This is a genomic window from Brevibacillus formosus, assembly GCF_003013405.1.
In the GTDB taxonomy this organism is placed as follows: domain Bacteria; phylum Bacillota; class Bacilli; order Brevibacillales; family Brevibacillaceae; genus Brevibacillus; species Brevibacillus formosus.
In genome coordinates this window covers 449,653-472,999 of sequence record NZ_PXZL01000013.1, presented here as the reverse complement: position 1 = coordinate 472,999, position 23,347 = coordinate 449,653, and the positions used below count along the sequence as shown (strand labels likewise).

Here is a 23,347-nt window from a genome sequence, read left to right as displayed (position 1 = left end):
AAAAAGTCGCCAATCCGCTTAGACGGGCGACTCTCGCTATTATTGGTTGGTGCTCATCCGCAACACGGTTTTGTAGAGCAGCTCTGTGCCCAGTGCAATGTCTTCATAGGCTGCATATTCTTGCGGATTATGACTGATCCCGTCCTTGCAGCGGACAAAAATCATCCCGTAATCACAAACGTAGGAGAGCGCCAAGGCGTCATGGAAAGGACCGCTCATCAGCTCGCGCACAGAGGCACCGAGCTTGCTGCTCTCCTCATGCATGATTGCCTTTATCCAGTCGGCACAGTAACGCGGGTCACTATTCGTATCTTCCGTGATGGTATAGTACAATCCACCTTCTACGGCGGCTAGTTCAATCGCCTCACGCAACGCTTGTTCGCGCTCATCGCGACGTTTCAAATCGATGTCCCGCAAATCAATCGAAAAACGCACCCGCTCGGGAATGATGTTGCGCGAATCCGGGAAGACCTCCAGGTGACCGACTGTACCGACTGTTGGCGCTTGTGGATCGAGCTTTGCCAGCTCGTTCACTGCCAAAATGACTTTTGCCGCCCCGACTAGTGCATCCTTTCTCATCGGCATCGGTACGGAACCAGCGTGTCCGGCAAAGCCAGTCAGCTCGACCGTCCACCACAAAGGCCCCGATATCGCCGACACGATTCCAATCGCTTCTTTTGCAGCATCGAGAATCGGCCCCTGCTCAATATGCAGCTCCAGATAAGCACAGATGCTGCCCTTTGGATAAATAGACGCTTCCAGGCGATCAGGGTCGCAGCCAAAATCAATCAATGCCTGCCTGCGTGTGACCCCGTTTTTGTCCGTCCGCTCCAAGTCTGTCGGGTCCAGCATGCCGAGAATGCCTTTGGAACCAAACAGTCCTTTTTGAAACCGGCATCCTTCCTCATCACAAAACGCAACGACTTCAATCGGCTGTGCAGGCATGAATCCCTGTTCTTTCAACGTCTGGACGACCTCCAGTCCCCCCAATACGCCAATCACACCATCGTACTGACCACCGTATGGCTGCGAATCGATATGCGAACCTATCATCAAGATCGGAGCTTGCTCATCCTTCCCCGCCATCCGGCCAATCAGATTGCCGAAGTCATCGACCCGCGTCTGAAGGCCTGCTTCTTCCATCCAGCTACGCACCAGCTCTACGCCTGCCCGGTCTTCAGCGGACAAAGCGAGTCGACATACCCCCGTTTCACCTATTTTCCCGATTTGCGCCAATTGCTCGATTCGTTTTTGCAGTCGTTCTTCATTGATCGTAAGCTTTCTCGCTTTTACGTTCATGCTTGCAGAACCTCCTCATCTTGGCGTTGATAGACGAACTCCCCATCTATCATTGTTTTGTCTACGCGCAGCTCTTTGATACGATCTGCCCGCGTTGCCAAAATATTGCCGTCCAGCATAACGAGATCAGCCAGCTTCCCGACCTCAATGCTCCCTTTGATCCCCTCCTCAAAACTGGCGTACGCTCCGTTCCAAGTAAACATGCGAATCGCCTCCATGATGCTGACCCTTTGATTGATCCCCACATCCTGGCCTGTTTTACTCAAACGATTAACAGCAGCATGAATCCCAATCAGCGGGTTGAAATCAGTCACGGGACTATCCGAAGCTCCTGCCGCAATGATCCCCGCGTCGAACTGATCCCTCGCCGGAAACATATGCCCGACACGCTCTCCGATGTTTTTCACATACGAATCGCCGTAATCGTAGATAAAAGCAGGATTCGGAATGGGTACGACACCTAGCCGAGCCATTCTCGCTAACAGATCAGGCGCAGATACACCCGCATGCTCAATCCGATGTCGGTGATTCTCGCGTGGATGGGCTTCTAGTGCCGTTTCAAAGCATGTCAGCAGCATGTCAATCGCCCGATCTCCCTGGGCATGAGCGGTAATTTGAAAACCTTTTGCATGTGCCTCTCCCAAAATGGTATTCAACTCGTCCTGTTCATAGTAGAGAATTCCGTAATCATCTGGTCGGCTGGTGAACGGTTCACGCATGGCCATCGTGGGAGCAATGCTTGCCCCATCGGTAAAAACCTTCGCGGGTCCGATACGGAAGCGAGCATTCCCCGTACCCGTTACCATTCCGGCATCGATCATCTTTCGGACAAAATCATCGGATTGATTCAGCGCACAAACCATTGCGTAGATGCGAACTTTCACGTCACCTTTTTGTACGGCTTTTTGCATCGCCCGATAGTTCTCTGTACCGTATCCTCCCGCATCATGGACGCTCGTAATGCCCGCAGCAACAAAGTCTTTCGAAGCCAATCGCAGCCCTTCGATGTACTCTGCTTCTGTAAAAGCAGCTTTTTCAAACATGTTCATATGTGCCGTTTCGATGAGGAATCCCGTTAGCTCACCATCTGCATCACGATCAATACGCCCACCTTGGGGATCCGCTGTGTCTCTGTCGTACCCCGCGATGGCAAGCGCTCTGCTGTTTACGACAGAATGATGAGCGCACGTTCTCATGACAAAAACAGGATGCGCTGTCGTCACTTCATCCAGCTCGGCAAGCGTCGGATAGCGTTGCTCGACCATGAGATTTTCATCGAAACCACATGCCCTTACCCATTCCCCTCCGGGTGTTTTTTCCGCTTGTTCTTTCAGTGCAGTGAGCAGATCATCAATCGACCTGATCCCTCTCGCTTTGCAATCGACCCCCAGCTTGTTCGTACCGTAAATCGTAATATGCAGGTGGGCATCGATGAAGCCGGGCAATAGACTCTTCCCTTGCAAATCAATGACTTTTGTATGTGATTGAATCAACTGTTTCACATCTTCACTAGATCCGACAGCAAGAATGCGATTCCCTCTGACTGCCACCGCCTCTGCCACCCGATTCTCTTGATCTACCGTGATCACCTGTCCGTTGAGAAATACAGTATCTGCCATATAAAACTGCCTCCTTTTAGGAAATGAGTATTAAAGAGTAGGTGTCCCTTCTGTGTTTGCGGCATGACGATTCAGTGCAAAAAGATTCTTCGTCACAAACGTCACAGCAAACATCACGACGAGATTGACTAGCAATGCCACGACACCAATGTTCAAGTCTTTGACAACGGCTGGCCAATTTGGGAACATGGTCGCAATCGTCACTTGGAAAATGGTCACATATGCAACGGTTGATACCCCACATAAAATCCCGGCAAACGCACCGTATTTATTCACCCACGGCTTCGCAGGAAGACTAAAAAGCAAGGCCGGGAATAACTGTGTGACCAAGCTGTAGCCCATTAATAACAGCGTAACGAGCGTATCTCCCCCACTCAGTGCAAAATACAGCGAGATCAACGAAATGACAGGCACCAACCATTTGGCAATCCGGGCGATTTGTACGTCAGATGTGTGCGGAACCATGACTTTGAACACATTTTTCGCCAAGAGCGTCGCCCCTGTCATCAATAGCATCGAGCCTGGTACGAGCGCCGTCAGCAAGCCTGCCGCTCCAATGATCCCGACTACCCACGGATCGAATGTTTGCAACGCCAGACGGAGCAAGGACAAATCACCGTCCGCCCCTTTTAAACCAGGCACTTGCAGAATCGCTGTAAAGCCGACAAAAAACACAAACAAAAGCATCAAGGTATAGAGCGGCAGCATGATCGTATTTTTGCGGAACACATTTGCATTTTTCGCTGAAAACACAGAGCCGAACGTATGGGGCCACATGTAAAAGCCAAACACCGTGACCAGCACCGTAGAAATGTACCAGGAAATGCTTAAACCCTCCTCGGGGAACGTCAAGAAACCAGGATTGGAGGCTTGTACGGCTTCAAACATTGGCTGGATGCCCCCGTAGTAATGAAACGGAAGGTAAAGCCCGAGGAAAACGACCACAAAGAAAATCATGATGTCCTTGATCGCAGCCGTCCAAGCCGAACCGTGAATGCCTGAGATCATGACGTAAATCGTCACAACAATGACCCCGATCCATATCGCAGCAGCAGGTGAGATCGAGCCATAGGATGCTTCCGATACGATGATCCCAAGGCCTTTGAATTGGAGGACGAGATACGGAATAATCGCAATGACTCCGACTGCTGCAACCAAAATGCCGAGTATCGGACTATTGTATTTGCTTACAAAAAAGTCGGATTGGGAGACGAGCTTGTGCTCTTTGGCATACTGCCAAATTGGCGGCAAGAGCCAGTAGGAAATGACATAGGCGAGTGAAATATAAGAGAGAACGTAGTAAGAAGGTGCTCCTTTGGAGTACGCCCAACCACTGCCCCCCAAAAAGGTGAATGTCGTATAAATTTCGCCTGCTACCAGCAAGAAAATAAAGATCGAACCGAATCCTCTGCCGCCAACGGTCCATTGTTCCATATTCATGTCTTTCCCTTGTTGCGCACGGATACCGGAATAGAAGGACAGCAATAAAAAGGCAAAAATAATGATCAAAGCGATATTCATTGGCCATCCTCCTTCGTAGCAGGGTCGATTTTGTTGAGGAATGCCATGATGGCGGACGTTAAGACAACCCAGAGAACGATCCAAAACAGGACAAACGGCATGCCTAATACGTAAGGCTCAACCCGATTCACAAACGGAATTCCTCCCAGCATCCCAATGAATGGCAGTACCCCTAGCCAATCTCTCGCTTTCATACGACTCCCCCCAGTTTGCTCGATTTGTCCCATTGCCTGTACACATCCTGGACATGTACATTATTATTATCGAAAAATTCAAATATCTCCTTTGTTCACATGGCTAGAAAATGGAACGGGGTTTTGTGCGAGTAGCTAAAAGATGAAGAAGGCATGGTGAGCGTAATGATTACTGTCCGAGAGCTCATACAAGTTGGTGGCTTTGATGAATCGTCAGTGCTTGCAGGCGCGGACTCTTTAGAAAATGAGCTGCTGAATGTTACTTCCTTTGATTCTCCCGATGGCCATAGGTGGTTGCGATCTGGTGAATTCGTTCTGACGACAGGCTTTCCATTCCTCTCTCAGCAAAAAACATGTACAAAACAACTGATAACACTCATCGATGAGCTAGTCGCCATCGGCACACCTGGGCTTGCCATCAAATTAGGTCGATACATCGAGGATCTTCCTGAAGCCGTTCTCTCCCACGCTACGAAAAAGGCATTTCCCATCCTGTCCTTTCCGATGGATAAAGCTTGGTCAGATGTCATCGTGCCAGTCGTTCAGTACATCAATGACAAACAACGCATCGAGCTGGACAGAACCCATGCCATTTATGAACGGTTTCATCACTTTTTGACGGGTGGAGCTCCGATTTCTACATTGACAGATTTACTGTCCGATATCCTTGCTGCTCCTGTCTCGATCCATGTCCCCCAGCATAAATGGAAATGGGATTCCTCGTTTGGTTCGTTCCCACGCGATGATTCATTGGACAAGCGATACGGTCAACGCGCCCCGATCCGATTAATACAAGAGCCGCTTAGCAGACAAAAAGAGGGAATCCATGTCCGGTGGCTTATCCACAACCAAATCGTGCAGGGAACCATTATCATTGGACAGCGGGAGCGTGATCTATACGCGTGGGAAAAAGTCGCCATCGAGCAAAGTGCTGCCCTCTTGTCCCTTGAAATGCAACGACAACGAGCCATCCAAGAAACATTCCAACGTTTTCGCAATGATTTTTTGCAACAACTCGTCAGCGGCCAGATCTTCTCACATGAAATGCTCATGCGAAAGGCGGATGAAGTCGGCTGGGAGTTGTCCGATCACTATATCGCGATGCTCCTAAGCACCTCCCCCCATGACAAGACCGGCATGGAACTTTGGCAAGAAAACCATCATTTTCTGAACGCGTTGCACAGCTTTTTTTCTTCCAATGGAACGATTCTGTATGGATTGGATCAGGAAAATCGTGTCCTCTTGCTCGTGCCGAAGTCTATTCTTGCGTCCACTGAATCGCTCTCGCAATGGCTGCAAGAACAGTGCTTAAAGACGTTCACCAAGCAATTGGATCAGCCTGTCTTTGCAGGAATTGGGCGATATCATCCTGAACGGGAAGGCATCGTTCGCAGCTATCGGGAAGCGCTAGTCAGCTTGCAAACCGCATTACATTCGGCAAGCCCAGCCAACGCCGCTTCTTTTCGCGTCAAAAGCTACCACGACTTGGGACTCGAGCGAATCATGTACGCAGTCGATCCTGCGACAGAAGCCCAAGCGTTTGCAGAAGAATGCCTGGGCAAAATCCAAAGCTATGATCGAGAAAAGAACGGACAGCTCTTACAAACCTTGCAAGTGTTTTTGCAAGCGGATGGTAATTACGCCGAAGCCGCGCGTCGTTTGTATGTCCATAAAAATACAATCAAATACCGTATCCAGCTCATCCGAGAGTGGACCGGATTGAATGCGGAAAACGGGCACGATCAAATGCTGCTGCGCATCGCCATAACTGCACATGTCATTGGGCATCGTCTTTAATCTTGGTATAATGAATGGGAAAGCTAGGTAGGAGGAACAACAGATGAACGAGTGGTTGAATAAACCCGTGAAGACGATACAGAGACCAAAGAAACGAGGCACAGTAGAATATATCGATGACCAGTATATCGTGGTGTTCTTTACTTCCCCGCGAAAAGAGCGTGTTATTTTCTCGAGCAAGGAAGCGTTCCTTAACAAAATCGAGTTCGTGGAAGACCCCGCAACATGAGAAAAAGCCCCTGACTTCAGCACGATTTGTGCGAAGCCAAGGGCTTTTTATATGTCGTAGGCAGCTTACGCGTAATGCTCGTCACGCAGGCGTTTGATTTCATCGCTCTCCAGGTATTCGTCATACGTCATCATTTTATCAATGACACCCTTCGGCGTGAACTCAATGATCCGGTTCGCAATCGTTTGGACGAACTGGTGGTCATGAGATACGAACAGAAGTGTACCGTCGAACTCAATCAAGCCGTTGTTCAATGCAGTAATGGATTCCAAATCCAAGTGGTTCGTCGGTTCGTCCATGATCAATACGTTGGCACTCGCCAGCATCATCTTGGATAGCATGCAACGAACTTTTTCTCCCCCGGACAATACGTTTGCCTTTTTCAGCGCTTCATCTCCAGAGAACAGCATACGACCGAGGAATCCACGAATGAATGTCTCGTCTTGATCTTTGGAGTATTGGCGCAGCCAGTCAACCAGGCTCAAATCAGAGTTAAAGTACTCGGCATTGTCTTTTGGGAAGTACGCTTGGGAAGTCGTAACGCCCCATTCGAAAGAACCGCTATCAGGCTGAACTTCGCCCATCAAAATTTGGAAGAAGGTTGTTTTCGCCAGCTCATTTGGTCCGACAAACGCAACTTTGTCCCCTTTGTTGATGGTGAGGTGAAGGTTTTCAAACAGTTTTTCGCCTTCAATTGTCTTGCTCAAGCCTTCGATGGCTACGAGGTTTTTACCCGCTTCACGCTCTGGCTTGAAGTTGATGAAAGGATATTTACGGCTGGAAGGACGAATGTCCTCCAACGTAATTTTCTCCAACAGCTTTTTACGCGAAGTCGCCTGCTTGGACTTGGAAGCATTCGCAGAGAAACGCGCAATAAACTCTTGCAGTTCCTTCATTTTTTCTTCTTTCTTCTTATTCTGATCACGAACCATTTTCAGCGCCAATTGGCTGGATTCGTACCAGAAGTCGTAGTTACCTACGTACATTTGGATTTTGCCAAAGTCAATATCCGCAATATGCGTACATACCTTGTTCAGGAAGTGACGGTCATGGGATACAACGATGACGGTGTTTTCATAATCCGCCAGGAAGTTTTCCAACCAACGAATCGATTCGATGTCCAAGTGGTTCGTCGGCTCATCCAAGAGCAGGATGTGTGGATTACCGAACAGCGCTTGCGCCAACAGAACGCGTACCTTCTCCGTACCAGAGAGGTCCTTCATCTGCTTGTCGTGCAGGTCTGTCGGGATACCGAGGCCAATCAGCAAGCTAGCTGCATCTGCTTCGGCCATCCAGCCGTTCAACTCTTCGAATTCTCCCTCGAGCTGGGACGCGCGATTGCCGTCTTCCTCAGAGAAATCTTCTTTCATGTAAAGAGCGGTCTTCTCTTCCATGATCTCGAACAGGCGCTTGTGGCCCATAATTACCGTTTTTAACACTTCGTACTCGTCGAATTCAAAGTGGTTCTGCTTTAATACAGCGATACGCTCGCCCGGTGTCACCGAAACGTGACCGCTCGTCGGCTCGATCTCTCCGGAGAGGATCTTCACGAAGGTAGACTTCCCTGCACCGTTCGCACCGATGAGGCCGTAACAGTTACCTGGGGTAAACTTAATGGATACATCTTCAAACAGTGCGCGCTTGCCGTAGCGCAGCGTCACGTTCTGAGTGCTTATCATCGTCGCAATACCTGCCTTTTTTGAATCGTTCAAACACTTATCTTACCAGAGATGACCTCATTTTGCAAAAGATAAACGATTTGGCGCACAGCAAAAAATACTTGATTCATGAAATGGACTTTGGCAGGGAAAACTACCATGGCAATCCAGTGGGAAGGAGGCTTACGATATGTCCAAGCAAAATGGTGTAAAAAATGAGATGGGAAAGAAAGAAAACCCTTCGCAAACACGGTCTTCCAACACACTTAGCAAGGAACAGACACGTTCCAAGCAACGCGGCGAGTAGCGATTGCCTCCATCAAAAACCGGCCTGCGCATATGCAGACCGGTTTATTTGCAATGTATCGACTTAAACACTTGCCTGCAACGGAACGAGGGCAGTACGATGTGTCTGTACAGGCTGTGAATCCACATAGATCGATACATTGTGCAACGTTACGTACACAATGCTCCCCTCCTCTACGTTCAACTCCATAAAGCGCTGCCTGCTCATCTCTGCCTCAAATACTTCCTCCGTGTCCAATCGCTTCAGATCTAGGCGAACAATTGGCCCCAAAAGCGAAATATGGTTAATCTCAGCCTGAACAGATCGGGCAGACTTCCCCTCAGGCGGACGCAACGAAATCTCTACATCATGTGGCCGCATGTATCCGACAGCGGGAGCCTCCACCGCTTTATCCTTCCAATCCGTCTCGAACTCCGCTTCACCGAGCTTGATTTTGCCATTTTGGATTCGTCCGTGAAACAGATTGACCCGCCCAAGAAAGCTGTACACGAACGGATTCGCCGGATGATGATAAATTTCCTCGGGCGATCCTACCTGCTCCACTCTCCCTTCATTCATCACAACTACCTGATCCGCCAATTCCATCGCTTCCTCCTGATCGTGTGTCACGAAAAGAATCGTCAGCCCGAGCTTCCCGTGCAAATGACGGAGCCAGCGACGCAGCTCCTGTCTCACTTTCGTATCCAAAGCGCCAAACGGTTCATCCAGCAGCAAAAATTTTGGTTCCACTGCCAACGCCCTCGCCAATGCGACACGTTGGCGCTGGCCGCCGGATAGCTGTGAGGGATAGCGATGAGCGAGACCTTCTAGCTGCACGAGTTTTAACAGCGAATGAACCTTTTCACTGATTTCCTCCTTGCTCGGTCGTGTTTTGCGGGAACGAACGGACAATCCAAACGCAATATTGTCAAAAATGTTCATATGCCGAAACAAGGCGTAATGCTGAAAAACAAACCCAACCTGCCTCTCGCGCACGTCGCGGTTCGTATTATCCTCTCCGTTGAAGAGGATGCTCCCCTCTTGTGGTTGCTCCAGTCCAGCGATGAGACGCAAAAGCGTCGTCTTTCCCGATCCGGAAGGCCCGAGAAGCGCTACAAGTTCGCCTTCCGGGATGTGCAGATTTACATTTTTCAGGGCCGTAAAGCTTTTATATGACTTCGTAATGTTCACTACCTCGATACTCATCCGGCTCTCTCTCCTGTCACGTCGTAGTGTTGTTCCTCATCCAGCTTTGCCTGCCGCTCGGTTTTCCACTCGATCAAGCTTTTCAGAATAAGCGTTACTAAGGCTAAGGCAGCAAGCAAGGTGGCTACCGCAAAGGCAGCAGCGAATTGATATTCGTTGTAGAGAATCTCCACATGCAACGGGAGCGTATTGGTCATGCCGCGGATATGACCTGAAACGACGGATACTGCCCCGAATTCACCCATGGCGCGGGCATTGCACAAAATGACCCCGTACAGGAGCCCCCATTTTACGTTTGGCAGCGTGACACGTAAAAATGTTTTCCAGCCGCTTGCTCCGAGCGAGACTGCTGCTTCCTCCTCGTCTCTCCCCTGTGCTTCCATGACCGGAATCAGTTCACGAGCGACGAACGGGAAGGTAACAAAGGTTGTCGCGAGCACAATGCCTGGAACCGCGAAAATGATTTTGAAATCCCATTCCGCAAGTAAGGGCGCCGCCACACCTTGACTCCCAAACAAGAGGACAAAGATTAGACCCGCAATGACTGGAGATACGGCAAATGGCAAGTCTATCAACGTAAGCAACACATTTTTTCCCGGGAACGAAAACTTGGCGATTGCCCATGCAGCAGCGATCCCGAACGTCACATTCAGCGGTACACTAATGGCTGCGACTAGCAAGGTGAGCTTGACAGCAGATAACGTTTCCTCCTCTGTAATGGATGCCACGAACACCTCCGCCCCTTGCCGAAACGCTTCTGTAAAAACTGCTACTAGCGGCAGGATCAAAAACAAGCCGAGAAAGAGCAAGGCCACGATAATCAGTGTCCAGCGGATATAGGCCGGCTCCGTCAAATGTTTCATACGTAATACCTCCTAACGGGCGGCATCGAATTTATTGATTTTCCATTGCAAGTAGTTGATGATCAAAAGCATGACAAAGGAAATCACAAGCATGACTGTTGCAATTGCCGTAGCGCCTGCATAATCAAACTGCTCCAGCTTGGTCATAATCAAGAGGGGCACTATCTCTGTTTTCAACGGCATGTTCCCAGAGATGAAAACGACGGAGCCATACTCCCCTAATGCCCTGGCGAAGGCTAGCGCAAAACCCGTAATGATTGCCGGTAACAGATGCGGCAAGACCACCCGCCAAAATGTATTCCATCGGGTAGCACCCAACGTAGCCGCCGCTTCCTCCATTTGCAAATCCCAATCCTGCAAAACAGGCTGGACGGTTCTGACGACGAAAGGAAGACCGATGAATGTTAGGGCAACCCATATACCAATGGGGGTGTACGCTACCTTAATCCCCCACTCCGCCAGATACTGCCCGATCCAACCATTTTCGGCGTAAATAGAAGTCAGGGCAATCCCGCCTACAGCGGTAGGTAAAGCAAATGGGAGATCAACAATACCGTCAATGATCCGCTTCCCCGCAAACTGATAGCGAACCAACACCCATGCCACCAAGACACCGAACACTGCATTGAGACAAGCCGCAAAAAAAGAAGTCATAATACTCACGCGAATAGAGGCAAGGACGCGCGTATCCATAATTGTCCCAATGAATTGCTCCCAACTCATCGTCGAAGCTTTTAAAAATAAGACAGACAGAGGGATCAGCACCAGAAGACTCAAGTAGATGATGGTATAGCCCATGGTCATGCCAAATCCTGGCAGAAACCCTCTGTTGCTGAGTGATTTTCTCATGAAGGTATCTCCTCTGAGGAAAGTGTAGGTCTATGGTTTATAAAGTTGATCAAAGACGCCTTGATCCGAAAAATGAGTCTTTTGTGCTTTCTTCCAACCGCCAAACAACTCATCGATGGTAAACAGTTGGATGTCAGGAAATGCTGGTTTATGTGCTTTGAGTACTTCTTGTGAACGTGGACGGTAGTAGTGCTTGGCTGCGAGCTCTTGGCCTTTTTTGGTATACAGGAACTGGAGGTATGCTTCTGCTACTTCTTTTGTCTTGTGCTTGTCAGCGTATTTGTCAACGATGGTGACTGGCGGTTCAGCCAAAATGCTCAAGGACGGATTCACAATCTCAAACTTGTCTTTCCCTAGTTCATTGACAGCGAGATACGCTTCGTTTTCCCATGCAATCAGCACATCCCCAATGCCACGCTCGACAAATGTAGTGGTCGAACCACGTGCCCCAGAATCGAGGACGGGTACATTATTAAACAATTGTGCCACGAATTCTTGTGCCTTCGATTCGTCTCCCCCATTTGTCTTCAAGGCATAACCCCAGGCAGCCAAGTAATTCCATCTGGCTCCCCCAGATGTTTTCGGGTTCGGAGTGATCACGGAGATACCAGGCTTGATCAAATCATCCCAATCTTTGATTTGCTTCGGATTGCCTTTGCGCACGAGGAACACAATTGTGGAGGTGTAAGGCGAGCTGTTGTCTGATAGCTTCTTTTGCCAATCGGCAGGAATCAGACCGCGTTCGGCAATCGCGTCAATGTCATAGGCGAGGGCAAGGGTGACTACGTCTGCTTCTAAACCATCGATGACGGAGCGGGATTGCTTGCCTGAACCGCCATGTGATTGCTTGATCGTCACTGTTTGACCTGTTTTTTGTTGCCACTCTGAGGCAAACTCCTTGTTGATATCTTGGTAAAACTCTCGCGTCGGATCGTAGGAAACATTGAGCAGCTCTACCGTAGAGTTGCTGCCCCCCGCTCCATTACCAGTTTCTGCTGGTGCAGCAGCCGAGCAGCCAGCCATAGCAGCCGCCATAACAACGATTCCTACGCGTTGCAGGATCGTGTGGACCTTGCCTTTCGTGGTTTTCATACAGATCACCTTCACTCCTCTTTTAATCTACAGTATTTAACTCGGAATACTTTGTTATTGAAGATTATACCTGCCTTTCTGTTCCTGTCAACGATATTTCCATCTACCCTATGCTAGGCAGGTAGGCCACGTTCAAATGTTATTCGCCTATCCAGCAAATTTGGGCCCGCCCGTTCTATTTTTTTCAAAAAAACAAGCCTTCCCGCTCAAATGGGAAAGCTTGTTTCGATCATACTGTGGCACTAGCATATTTCCTCCGGTCAAAAGCAAAAAGATCGGCGTCCGCATGACTTCCTTTTGTAATCAGATCACTGATGATTTGGGCGCCGATCGTGGAATAGACGGTTCCGTTCCCTCCGTAGCCTAGCGTGAACAAGCAATGCGGATAGCCTTCCTGCTCCCCAAACAGCGGGAGTCCGTCATGCGTTCCAACAAAAGTCGCACCCCAATAATATTCGGCTCGCATTGGAATCTGCGGAAATAGCTCTTGTATCTTTGCGAGCAATTGATCCCGCTTATTAAGGCTAGAAGCATCCTGCTTTTGCAACGGTTCATCAAGTCCTCCGACAATCACTCTCCCTTCCGGACATGTTCGGATATACAAGTAAGGACGCGCTGTTTCCCAGATTAAACATCCATGCGGCCAGCCCGTAAACGCTTCAACTTGATTGGTCACGATGGAATACGAGCTGGAAATCACGGCATTGGCATTGCGCTTCATGGATTGTGCTTCGTAGCCAGTGGCAAACACTGCACGCCTGCACGCGATTGTGCGCCCACTGTTGGTATAGACCAAAAGCCCTCCGTCCTGCACTTTTTGATGCACGACTTCTGTGTTTTCATATACGCGCATCCCTTTTTTCACAGAGTGGGCGATCACACCATTGGTAAATTTATACGGATTAAACTCCGCATCTCCCTTGGAATAAATAGCACCTTCCTTGGAAAAAGAAAATCGCTTTTCTATATCTGCTCGCTCAAAATACATGACTGGAAAGCCGTACTTCTTCAATAACTGGTACTCTGTTCGCAAGCTCTCCGCATCGGCTGGTTCGCTGGCATAGTACAAGCATTCACGCCTTATGTAATCTGGAGATCGGTCTAGTTGTCCGGAGATTTTTTCCAATTCATCAACAGCCTGCCGCGTCAGCTCGTAAAAACGAACTCCTTTTTGTTCACCGAAAGAATGCATGCAGGCCGTCAACGTTTTATCATTGCATATTTGCAGCAAACCGGTGTTAGCGCTGCTGCTGCCCCCACTCACCCGCCGTTTATCCACGAGGATGACATCCACATCATGCTGTTTTAAATAATAAGAAACGAGTGCTCCTGCCTCACCGCCACCAATGATCAGGACATCACACTTTACGTCCTCGGTCAGCGCGGGATATAGGGAGGGCGCTGGCAAGGTTTCTGGCCAATACAGTTTTCCGGTCACGAATATCATCAGCATGTCCCCTCAAGCTGAAAGTATCAATACAGACGTTACTTCAATTCTCAACCATAGGATAACCAACACGCCAACAGGCATCCGCTTCCCTATCGCCCAATTCATTGCTTATACGTTATGATGGGTGTCAGAAGGAGTGATTGCGCTTGATTACCGTATACGTAAAGCTTCCGCATGAAAATGCAGTTGTTCGAGAAATCGCAGGGACGGACGAACTGCAGGAGCTGGTGGGTGGTGATTATGAGGTAGTGGAAGATGACCATCTGGAGGGTATCTCCCTCATTGTGAATGAGGATGCTCGCGGAGTAGAAGCAAACAATTTCCCCATCACGTCTGACGGTTTTTTAGACTGGGTCTATGGACCATGCGTATTCGTCAAAGCAAATGGACGTTCGCTGACGGCTGACGACCTTTCAAGAATTGACCAGTTTTTATCCGCTAAAGGATGAGGATTTGATCAAAACAATGACCCCTGACGTATCAGCCCAAGTCCATTTACACGGCTGATGATCAGGGGTCATGTTTTTTTACTCGATAGAACTAACTCTTGATACCGCTGCTGCCGAAGCCGCCCGCTCCTCTTTCAGTCTCATCCAGCTCATCGACTACTTCGAACTGCGCGACTGGGACGATTGCAATCACGCCTTGTGCAATCCGATCCCCTTTTTTGATCAAGTAGCTATGTGCATCGACTTCTTGTTCAACGGTTACTTCGTTTTCGCCAGCGCCCAGACATACCTTGCCGCTCTTTCCGGATGCGATCCGAATGTTATCCATCAGAACGCATACTTCACCGCGATAGCCTGCATCAACTGTCCCTGGTGCATTGGACAAACGCAGCTTTGTTTTTGCACTGATGCCGGAGCGAGGGCGCACTTGCAATTCAAATCCTTCTGGAAGCGCGAACGCCAATCCTGTTGGAACTTTTGCAGATTGTCCTGGGGCAATCAATGTATCCTCTACCGCCACCAAATCAAAGCCCGCGTCCATTGCTCTCGCGTAGGCTGGGATTACGGCGTCTTGGTGGAGCTTTTTAATTTTCACCTGTGTAACCAGGCGCTCATTTGTCATGGTCATGTAATGTCTCTCCTCTATAGCCTGTCAGCTGAATACCATTCATAGTGTACAGGATGCGATCACATCCAGCAAGAAGCACCGATTTCATAAAAACCTCACAAATCCCTTTCTTTTTCAGCGCGTTTAACAATGGAATGTGGTATAATCACCGTTGCATCTAAAATCACAATTGAAAAAGAAAGGTGGAATTGTACCTTGCAAGTACAAAAACCATATCGCATTTTGTTGTATTACAAGTATACTCCTATTGAAAATTATGAGGAGTACGCAGCCGAGCACTTGCAATTTTGCAAGGATAACGGGCTGAAAGGGCGGATTATCGTAGCTCCGGAAGGCATTAATGGAACCGTATCCGGAACGATTGAACAGACCGACGCCTACATGGACTATGTGCGAAAAGATCCACGTTTTAGTGATATGTGGTTTAAAATAGATGAGTCTGAAGGGCATGCGTTCAAAAAAATGTTTGTGCGCCCGAAAAAAGAGCTTGTAACCTGGCGTTTGGAAGAGGATGTTGATCCGAATAAATTAGTCGGCACCTATCTGAAACCAAAAGAATGGTACGAAATGATGCAGGAAGAGGACGTCGTGATCCTCGACGGTCGCAACTACTACGAATACGATTTGGGACATTTCCGTGGTGCGATTCGCCCTGAAGTAGATTCATCCCGTGAGTTCCCTGAATGGATTCGTGAAAACATGAGCCAGTTCAAGGATAAAAAAGTCCTCACCTACTGCACAGGCGGTATTCGTTGCGAAAAGCTGACAGGTATATTGCTGCAACAAGGTTTTGAAAATGTTTACCATCTTGAGGGCGGTATTGTCACGTATGGAAAAGATCCAGAAGTCCAAGGGCGCCTGTGGGATGGAAAATGCTACGTGTTTGACGAGCGCATCTCCGTACCGATCAACCATACAGAAGAAGACGTCGTTATTGGCCGTTGCCATTACTGCGGGACTGTGGAAGACCGCTATGTAAACTGCGCTAACCCATTCTGCAACAAACAGCACTTCTGCTGCACAGAATGTGAGACAAAATTTAAGCGTTCTTGCTCCGATGAATGCCGCGAGCACCCTCGCAACCGTTATGTAGAAGCGGAAGAAAAAGCGAAGCTGCAAGCTGCTGGATCAAACGCATAATTTGATACAAACACAAACAAGCTGATTCTCGCGTAGAGAGTCAGCTTGTTTTTTATACGAAAAAGGCTCACACTCCCCTCGCCTTCCTTTTCCCTGAATTTGGTACTATAATAAAAATCAAATCATTCGTAAAAGGGGATACATTATGTTATTGATTCAAGAAACGAGCATTCTCGAATGGCAAGCTGCGATGACAGCTGGAACCACGACTTCCCGGGAACTTACCCTCGCCTTTATGCAGCGGATTGCCACCTACAACAAACAAGGCATCCGAATCAATGCCATTTGTGAACTAAACCCAGACGCACTGGCGATCGCAGAGTCATTGGATCGGGAAAGAGCGGTGTCAGGCAGTCGCGGGCCGCTTCACGGAATCCCAGTACTGATCAAGGATAATATTGCGACCTATGACAAGATGCACACGACAGCTGGAGCCCTAGCTTTAGCTGATTCGTTTGCCTCTGCGGATGCATTTGTCGTAACCAAGCTCCGAGAGGCGGGCGCTGTCCTTTTAGGGAAAACAAATCTCACGGAATGGGCTAACTATATCTCCAATGACATGCCAGATGGCTACAGCTCACGCGGTGGACAAGTGTTGAACCCATACGGTCCTGGTGTACTAGAGGTCGGCGGGTCTAGCTCAGGTTCAGCTGCTGCAATTGCCGCAGGATTTGCCGTTGTGGCAGTCGGTACGGAGACTTGCGGGTCCATTCTCCATCCAGCGGAGCATAATTCACTCGTGGGAATCAAACCTACTGTTGGCTTAATCAGCCGTTCGGGTATCATTCCGATTTCCCATAGCCAAGACACAGCCGGACCGATGGCGAGAACCGTGACTGATGCAGCTATTTTGCTTGGCGCGCTTACTGGTATTGATGAAAATGATCCGGTGACTGGAAAAAGCGAAGGCTTGGGTCATACCGATTACCTCCCCTTCCTCGATGCAGACGGTTTGCGGGGTGCGCGCATCGGCGTTGTACGCTCCAGGTTTTTAGCTGAGTGTAATGACGAAGAAATCGCCTTGTATGAAGCAGCTATTGAAAAGCTCAAAGAGGCTGGCGCAACTGTCATAGATGCGGTCACCATTCCTACAGAAAATGCCAAGTGGGATAGACAAGTTCTGGTGCATGAATTCAAGGTAGGCGTCAATGCGTACTTAAAAACCCTACCAGCCTCCTACCCGATCAGATCCTTACAGGATGTCATTGCCTTTAATCGGGCCCATGAGGAACAAGCCCTGCTTTACGGGCAAGAGCTGCTGGAAGAATCCGAGCAAACAAGTGGTACGTTGACAGAGCCGGAATATCTGGCGAATCGCCTGTTCGATTTGGAAATGACACAGAAACAAGGCCTTGATGCTGTGATGAAGGAGCACGAGCTCGACGCCCTCTTGTACCCCGGTAGCACGGGTTATGCTATCCCGGCCAAAGCTGGTTACCCATCCATTACGGTTCCGGCTGGCTATACTTCCGCAGGCAAGCCATTTGGCATCATGCTCACTGGATTGGCATTCCAGGAACCTACTCTACTTCGTCTGGCCTACGCCTATGAGCAAGCAACTCGACTGCGTGTAGCTCCGAGTATGACTACTGCGTAAAGGAAGCACAGAATGAACCGATATTACGGACTTTTTATTGGCACAGCAATCCCTTTCAAGCACCTGAAGAAAATCATTCGCAAATTCAACTATGCTTACTATGGCAAAGCCAGTCCCGAACGACAGCAGGACTTTATCGAAATTATTCCAGAATTCCACATCCGTCACTCTGATTATCCACACACTATGCTAGAGTGTATCATGGTGGAACCTGCGTATTTGAATAGATTTTTAGAAATCATAAACAATCTAGATTTCACTTTCATCCTTTGCCAGTATCGTCACGGTCATTTTCAAACGATTATGAATGGAATCGAGTATAGTGTTACGAGCTATCGCTCCTTGGAAGATGTCGTATATCTGCTATTGGAAGATGAAGATGATATCGAAGGGAAATTCGCTAAAAAACTGCGCACGCTCCCTCTTGAAAAGCAATTTGCCTCAGCCCCTGGAATCAAAACGAGCGAAGAATATCAGCATCTCCTAGATACGTGGGTAAAGGACGTACTCACCTATCCAGCAAAAAACGCATGAGACCTTTTTGGCCCCATGCGTTTTTCTCTTTCTACATCGTCTTGCTTTCTTGCTCCGCTTTACCAAGTCGGTCTTGGAACAGCTTGCTCAATTGACCGATATTTACTTCCCATTCCTCATCCTTGTAATAAACCGTCGCTTTGGATTCGCCTTTTTTGCCTACGATACGAATACTCGATGTCTTCACTTCATAGGTGCCATCCTCCTTGAAGGAAATATCGGCATCCTTGAGCTCTTTGTCCAAGACTGGTGTAATCGTCTTATCGACGACTTCCTGCGTCGCGACTGCTGCTTGACGTCCCATTTGGATCACTTCTTCAGGACTGAATTGGAAAAACAATACGAGCACAACACCAATAATAGCTGCAAGCGAAATAATTCGAATGATACTCCGCACCACCCATTGGGCAGCCATGATGATGATTATGATACCTAGCGCAATCGGCCAGTAATCTTTGATCAGTTGAAGTATTTGGTCCACGTTTATCCCTCCTTCGATTTCAGTCTCGCCAAAAAATATCGAAACCAAATCTTCTTACAGAAAAAAACCGTCTCAGCGAAAGCGGACGGAATTGCAAAAATGGGTTGTCTTTCATTAATTCTCGTAAAAAATGCAAACTCCTGCTCTCATTTTCAATCGTTTTAAACGAATATTGACATCCTATTCATCTTTTAGACATAATGGGAATCCGAGAAAAAATGGAAACGGGTGATATGGGATGAAACAAAATCTGTATGATCAACTGGATTTTTATCAGGACTATCAAAAGCTCCGTCTGTCCGGTCAATCGGAGAATGACATTATCGAACAGCCTGCTTTTCGCGGTTGTCTGCCCTCCCTAAAAGGCTTGCGTGTACTCGACCTCGGATGTGGTGGCGGACAGTTTGCCAGGTACTGTGTGGAGCAAGGAGCACGTGAAGTGATCGGTGTTGATCTCTCTCACAACATGTTGGAGTATGCCCGGACGAATAACAGCCATGAGAATATTCAATATCTGCATGGCTCTCTGGAGGACATTGAGCTTGCTGATCACGACTACGATCTCATTACGAGCTCTCTCGTTATGGACTATGTTCGGGACTATGAGCACGTGATCAACAAAGTAAGCCGCGCCTTGCGCAACGGGGGACATTTCGTTTACTCCACACTCCATCCGCATATTACCGCTCGCAAGAAGGTCGAGGGCTGGGTACGCGACGAAGAAGGACAGAAGCATTTCTGGCCCTTGGACAACTACCTGGAAGATGGAGAACGTGAAATGCACATGATGAACGGCAGAAAGGTGCTTTTTTACCATCGCTCCATGTCCACTGCTGTCAATACGTTAATCCAAGCGGGGCTTACCCTACAAGAGATCATCGAGCCAACCTGCACGCCAGAAGGACTCCTCTTGCAGCCGCATCAGATTTCAGAGGTAAGAAGACCGACTTTTATTATTTTCAAGACCCAGAAAACTTTGAAATGAATGAGCAAAAGCCCGGAGGAATGATCCGGGCTTTGTTTACATAACAAACATTATGTACCTTACTCGATTTTGGTTTCCAGACCTTTCGCATAATACTCATCCTGGATTTTTTCTGGCACCATACTCCCACCCGTCGCCCATACAATATGGGTCGCCTTTTTCATTTTTTCCGTTAGACCTTGCTTCATTAAGTAGTGACGCCCTGCCTCCTGCTGAAACAATCGAGCAGGTCCTGGCATGCCAGCCAACGCAGACGGCTCCAATCGAATCGATTCGTAATCACGCAAGGCACGCAACAAGGCGTATAGCTCCTCGTCAGCGACTGTATACACACCACTGAGCAGATTTTCCATCGTTTTCCCTACGAATCGCGAAGGACGCCCAACAGCCAGACCATCCGCCTCTGTCTTGTTATCTATTCCAAAGTCTTGAACGGAAACGTTGTCATGCTGTCCTGTCATTAAACCTAGCAGCATGCAGGGAGAATGAGTAGGTTCCGCAAAAAAGCAATGAACGTTGTCTCCGTAAATAAGCTTCAAGCCGTACGCCACACCGCCAGGGCCTCCCCCCACCCCACACGGCAGGTAGACAAACAGCGGGTGTTCGCTATCTACTGTAATCTGCTGCTCCTCTAACTGTTTCTTCAATCGTCCGGCTGCTACTGCATAGCCGAGGAATAGACGCTTGGAGTTCTCATCATCGATGAAGTAACAATTCGGATCGGCCTCCGCCTGCTTTCTGCCCTCTTCCACCGCTTTCCCATAATCCGATGCATATTCGACTACTTGGACCCCTTTTGCCCGCAGCAATTCTTTTTTCCATGCTTTAGCGTCCGCTGACATATGAACAGTGACTTGAAAACCGAGCTTCGCACTGATAATCCCGATGCTCAAACCGAGGTTCCCTGTCGAGCCTACTGCAATGGAATAACGGGAAAACAGTTCCCGGAACGCTTCCGAAGCCAAAATAGCATAATCATTGTCCGGTTGCAGCATCTGATGCTTTTGAGCCAATTCTTCTGCATGTGCCAGCACCTCGTAGATGCCGCCACGCGCTTTGATCGAGCCTGCAATAGGCAAATGGCTGTCGCATTTTAACCAGAGATCCCCTTGTATATTCGATGCAAATCGAGATTCTAGGTGCTTTTGCATCTCTTTTATCGGAACGAGTGGGGACTCGATCAGTCCACCAGCAGCGCTCGTCTCGGGAAAAGCCAGTTGAATGAACGAGCCAAAACGCCGCAAGCGTTCTTCTGCGTCCTGGACTTCCTCTGGCGTAACGGAGAGAGTTGTTTTTGCGAACTCTTCATAGCAAGGGTTCGTCCAAAAAACTTCATCCGTCTCCATCATCTTATGGAGAAGTGGATATTTCGTTTTCCACTCCTCTATTGTTAGCCCTTCGACCATCTCATTGTTTCCCATCTTGAACGAGCCCCCTATTCTTCCTTCCACTCTTCTTTGTTATTATAACGGAATATTACAAAACTTCTTTAAAGAAAACCAAATAAAAATAACTGCTGAATCCACTCATTTGATACAATGGTCGTTAAAGAAGTTGACTGTAACAAAAAGGAAAGTGATAACATGTATCGCTATACCATATGCTTTCTCAAACATAGAAATGGAATACTCATGCTGAATCGCAATAAATCACCGTTGATGGGGCTATGGAATGGCGTAGGCGGTAAGCTAGAGCACGGAGAGACTCCACTGGACAGTGTCCTTCGCGAGGTTCGGGAAGAGACGGGCATTTTGCTAGAAACCGCTTGCTACAAAGGAATTGTCTCTTGGTTAGTCGATGGAATGGAAACGGGCGGTATGTATGCATTTCTCGCTCATCTTCCAGAAGACTACGAGCGCAACCAAACCCCACAGGCAGTGGAAGAAGGCATACTTGACTGGAAAGAGCTAGCGTGGATCTTGGACCCCGACAATGCTGGCGTCCCAGAAAACCTTCCCATGTTTTTACCATACATGTTGGAAGAAGTAGATCCTTGTCAGCACTTCTTTACGTACGAAAATAACCAGGTTGTCAAATACGAAACAGCTCCATTGCAAAAGCCGGTAACAACTTGAATCGGAGGAGAAACACGAATGGAAATTCGCAAGCTTGCAGAACTGGAACAACCGCCAATGGATTTACTCTTATTGGCTGACCCCTCTGTCAGATTGGTGAAAGATTATTTACAAAGAGGTCATTGCTACGTCGCTGTTCTAGAGGAGAGCATCGTAGGTGTCTACGTCTTGATACCAACCAGACCGGATACGATTGAACTGGTGAATGTTGCCGTCGATGAGGCCCATCAAGGCAAGGGCATTGGCAAAAAGCTCGTTCTTCATTCCATTGAAGTTGCCAAATCTCTCGGCTATAAGACGATTGAGGTCGGAACAGGGAATTCTAGTGTAGGTCAGCTCGCCCTTTATCAAAAGTGTGGATTCCGGCTGAATTGGATCGATCGGGACTTTTTCTTGCGGCATTATGAGGAAGAGATTTACGAAAACGGGATTCAGGTCGTGGATATGGTTCGCCTCTCTCAAGATATTTGAGAAGATTGTCTAGAAACAGTGTGGCAAGAACGAGTATACATAATTTATATTATTTTATCTTTTTATAGGAAAAGGTGATGCCAGGTGATCACGCATTTTTCTAAATTAACCTTACAAACTGTGTCCATCCAAGGGGTGCATCAGGTTTATGCAGACCGACTCGGCTTTCCGATCTTATCTCAATCAGACAAACAGATTACGTTTCAAGTCACACCCGATTTTCGTTTAACCTTTGAAGAAGTGTATGAACCGATCTCCCCTGCCCATATTGCTTTTCAAGTGCCTTATTCCCTCTTTCATGAATCAGCGAAAAAGATCAAAGAATCTGGTCTTTTGATTGTTCGATGGGAGGATGGGCATGACATTGATCAAGAGAAGGGACGGATGAACCTGTATTTCCGCGATGGAGACGGGAATCTTCTTGAGATTATTGCCCACGAGTATGTGTCAGAAGAGGTCGTCCTGCCATCCACTCCCCTGCACATTCTGTATTTAAGAGAAGTGGGCTGTCCCGTAGAAAGTGTGCCTGTTTTTACGCAATGGCTAAAATCAAATATAGGCATGAAAACATACGAGGATGGCGATATTTTTAACTTCGTCATCGGGGGAACGGCACATATTGTAGCCACATGGAAAAACAGGCCTTGGATTCCCATTGCCATGAAAGCGTTGCCACCGAAAATGCACGTCACTTTTGGAACACCTGACCAAACGTTCCTGCAAAAAGTACGGAGGCGCTTTGAAAAAAGCAACGTCCTCTTCCATTCGGATGCCCATGAACTTACCTTTGTCCGGGAAGGATACTCTTTTTCTGTTATCCATACACCCGATTACGCCCCTGACACCGCGAGCAAATTGCAATTACCACTTTCTATCTCCTCCTAACAAATACAGCGGTAGTCTAGGACTTCAAATGTTGTCCCT

General features: G+C 48.3%; 23 protein-coding genes. 10 read left to right on the top strand and 13 right to left on the bottom strand.

Annotated elements, in window-relative coordinates; genetic code table 11:
• Window positions 1-39 precede the first annotated feature (39 nt).
• The 4 genes from C7R91_RS14915 to C7R91_RS14900 are packed head-to-tail and all read right to left on the bottom strand — an operon-like array spanning window position 40 to window position 4,633.
• Window positions 40-1,299 carry a M20 family metallo-hydrolase gene (locus C7R91_RS14915; RefSeq protein ID WP_047069072.1) on the bottom strand — a complete coding sequence of 420 codons (1,260 nt, stop codon included), beginning with the start codon at window positions 1,297-1,299 and terminating at the stop codon, window positions 40-42.
• Window positions 1,296-2,918, bottom strand: coding sequence for an amidohydrolase (locus tag C7R91_RS14910; RefSeq protein ID WP_047069071.1), 1,623 nt, complete (start codon window positions 2,916-2,918; stop codon window positions 1,296-1,298). Before C7R91_RS14910 ends, C7R91_RS14915 begins: the two co-directional genes overlap by 4 nt.
• 30 nt (window positions 2,919-2,948) lie before the next feature.
• The gene (locus tag C7R91_RS14905) at window positions 2,949-4,439 is read right to left on the bottom strand and encodes a sodium:solute symporter family protein (protein ID WP_047069070.1); all 1,491 of its coding nucleotides are present in this window, start codon (window positions 4,437-4,439) and stop codon (window positions 2,949-2,951) included.
• Window positions 4,436-4,633 (bottom strand): DUF3311 domain-containing protein, encoded by a 198-nt coding sequence (locus C7R91_RS14900; RefSeq protein WP_047069490.1) that lies wholly within the window; start codon window positions 4,631-4,633, stop codon window positions 4,436-4,438. Before C7R91_RS14900 ends, C7R91_RS14905 begins: the two co-directional genes overlap by 4 nt.
• Before the next feature lie 153 nt (window positions 4,634-4,786).
• Here C7R91_RS14900 and C7R91_RS14895 point away from each other — a divergent pair, with 153 nt between their 5' ends.
• Window positions 4,787-6,430 carry a PucR family transcriptional regulator gene (locus tag C7R91_RS14895; RefSeq protein WP_106786200.1) on the top strand — a complete coding sequence of 548 codons (1,644 nt, stop codon included), beginning with the start codon at window positions 4,787-4,789 and terminating at the stop codon, window positions 6,428-6,430.
• Between the two features lie 43 nt (window positions 6,431-6,473).
• A complete protein-coding gene (locus C7R91_RS14890) occupies window positions 6,474-6,659 on the top strand; it encodes a hypothetical protein (RefSeq protein ID WP_047069069.1) in 186 nt (61 codons plus the stop codon).
• Window positions 6,660-6,724: 65 nt separating this feature from the next.
• On the opposite strand, the gene C7R91_RS14885 is transcribed toward C7R91_RS14890, so the two are convergent.
• The 6 genes from C7R91_RS14885 to C7R91_RS14860 form a co-directional block, all read right to left on the bottom strand.
• Window positions 6,725-8,338, bottom strand: coding sequence for an ABC-F family ATP-binding cassette domain-containing protein (locus C7R91_RS14885; protein WP_047069488.1), 1,614 nt, complete (start codon window positions 8,336-8,338; stop codon window positions 6,725-6,727).
• A gap of 349 nt (window positions 8,339-8,687) precedes the next feature.
• Complete coding sequence (locus tag C7R91_RS14880; protein WP_047069068.1) at window positions 8,688-9,809, bottom strand: sulfate/molybdate ABC transporter ATP-binding protein; 1,122 nt, start codon at window positions 9,807-9,809, stop codon at window positions 8,688-8,690.
• Window positions 9,806-10,672, bottom strand: coding sequence for a sulfate ABC transporter permease subunit CysW (gene cysW, locus C7R91_RS14875; RefSeq protein WP_047069067.1), 867 nt, complete (start codon window positions 10,670-10,672; stop codon window positions 9,806-9,808). Before cysW ends, C7R91_RS14880 begins: the two co-directional genes overlap by 4 nt.
• Before the next feature lie 12 nt (window positions 10,673-10,684).
• On the bottom strand, window positions 10,685-11,521 hold the full coding sequence (gene cysT / locus C7R91_RS14870) for a sulfate ABC transporter permease subunit CysT (protein ID WP_047069066.1): 837 nt from the start codon (window positions 11,519-11,521) through the stop codon (window positions 10,685-10,687).
• 30 nt (window positions 11,522-11,551) lie between these two features.
• Window positions 11,552-12,556, bottom strand: a complete 1,005-nt coding sequence (locus tag C7R91_RS14865) for a sulfate ABC transporter substrate-binding protein (protein ID WP_371863594.1) — start codon at window positions 12,554-12,556, stop codon at window positions 11,552-11,554.
• Between the two features lie 286 nt (window positions 12,557-12,842).
• Window positions 12,843-14,060: an NAD(P)/FAD-dependent oxidoreductase gene (locus C7R91_RS14860; RefSeq protein WP_047069064.1), complete on the bottom strand. Its 1,218-nt coding sequence runs from the start codon at window positions 14,058-14,060 to the stop codon at window positions 12,843-12,845.
• A gap of 149 nt (window positions 14,061-14,209) precedes the next feature.
• Here C7R91_RS14860 and C7R91_RS14855 point away from each other — a divergent pair, with 149 nt between their 5' ends.
• On the top strand, window positions 14,210-14,512 hold the full coding sequence (locus C7R91_RS14855; protein WP_047069063.1) for a DUF3846 domain-containing protein: 303 nt from the start codon (window positions 14,210-14,212) through the stop codon (window positions 14,510-14,512).
• A 91-nt stretch (window positions 14,513-14,603) separates the two neighbouring features.
• Here the strand turns inward: C7R91_RS14855 and dut are convergent, their stop codons facing one another.
• A complete protein-coding gene (gene dut, locus C7R91_RS14850; protein ID WP_047069062.1) occupies window positions 14,604-15,140 on the bottom strand; it encodes a dUTP diphosphatase in 537 nt (178 codons plus the stop codon).
• A gap of 195 nt (window positions 15,141-15,335) precedes the next feature.
• Here dut and trhO point away from each other — a divergent pair, with 195 nt between their 5' ends.
• The 3 genes from trhO to C7R91_RS14835 all read left to right on the top strand — a co-directional run bounded on the left by trhO (window position 15,336) and on the right by C7R91_RS14835 (window position 18,411).
• Window positions 15,336-16,280: an oxygen-dependent tRNA uridine(34) hydroxylase TrhO gene (trhO, locus tag C7R91_RS14845; protein ID WP_047069061.1), complete on the top strand. Its 945-nt coding sequence runs from the start codon at window positions 15,336-15,338 to the stop codon at window positions 16,278-16,280.
• Window positions 16,281-16,425: 145 nt separating this feature from the next.
• Window positions 16,426-17,877 (top strand): amidase family protein, encoded by a 1,452-nt coding sequence (locus C7R91_RS14840; RefSeq protein ID WP_047069060.1) that lies wholly within the window; start codon window positions 16,426-16,428, stop codon window positions 17,875-17,877.
• Window positions 17,878-17,889: 12 nt separating this feature from the next.
• Window positions 17,890-18,411, top strand: a complete 522-nt coding sequence (locus C7R91_RS14835; protein ID WP_047069059.1) for a hypothetical protein — start codon at window positions 17,890-17,892, stop codon at window positions 18,409-18,411.
• A 31-nt stretch (window positions 18,412-18,442) separates the two neighbouring features.
• Here C7R91_RS14835 and C7R91_RS14830 read toward each other — a convergent pair whose 3' ends face one another.
• Window positions 18,443-18,892: a hypothetical protein gene (locus C7R91_RS14830; protein ID WP_047069058.1), complete on the bottom strand. Its 450-nt coding sequence runs from the start codon at window positions 18,890-18,892 to the stop codon at window positions 18,443-18,445.
• A gap of 238 nt (window positions 18,893-19,130) precedes the next feature.
• Between C7R91_RS14830 and C7R91_RS14825 the strand changes: the two genes are divergently transcribed.
• On the top strand, window positions 19,131-19,877 hold the full coding sequence (locus C7R91_RS14825; RefSeq protein WP_047069057.1) for a class I SAM-dependent methyltransferase: 747 nt from the start codon (window positions 19,131-19,133) through the stop codon (window positions 19,875-19,877).
• A 59-nt stretch (window positions 19,878-19,936) separates the two neighbouring features.
• On the opposite strand, the gene dsdA is transcribed toward C7R91_RS14825, so the two are convergent.
• Window positions 19,937-21,298, bottom strand: a complete 1,362-nt coding sequence (gene dsdA, locus C7R91_RS14820) for a D-serine ammonia-lyase (RefSeq protein WP_083995036.1) — start codon at window positions 21,296-21,298, stop codon at window positions 19,937-19,939.
• A gap of 162 nt (window positions 21,299-21,460) precedes the next feature.
• Here dsdA and C7R91_RS14815 point away from each other — a divergent pair, with 162 nt between their 5' ends.
• The 3 genes from C7R91_RS14815 to C7R91_RS14805 all read left to right on the top strand — a co-directional run bounded on the left by C7R91_RS14815 (window position 21,461) and on the right by C7R91_RS14805 (window position 23,308).
• Window positions 21,461-21,952 (top strand): NUDIX hydrolase, encoded by a 492-nt coding sequence (locus C7R91_RS14815; RefSeq protein ID WP_047069056.1) that lies wholly within the window; start codon window positions 21,461-21,463, stop codon window positions 21,950-21,952.
• An 18-nt stretch (window positions 21,953-21,970) separates the two neighbouring features.
• Window positions 21,971-22,423: a GNAT family N-acetyltransferase gene (locus tag C7R91_RS14810; protein ID WP_047069055.1), complete on the top strand. Its 453-nt coding sequence runs from the start codon at window positions 21,971-21,973 to the stop codon at window positions 22,421-22,423.
• 84 nt (window positions 22,424-22,507) lie between these two features.
• Window positions 22,508-23,308 (top strand): VOC family protein, encoded by an 801-nt coding sequence (locus tag C7R91_RS14805; protein ID WP_047069054.1) that lies wholly within the window; start codon window positions 22,508-22,510, stop codon window positions 23,306-23,308.
• Window positions 23,309-23,347 lie beyond the last annotated feature (39 nt).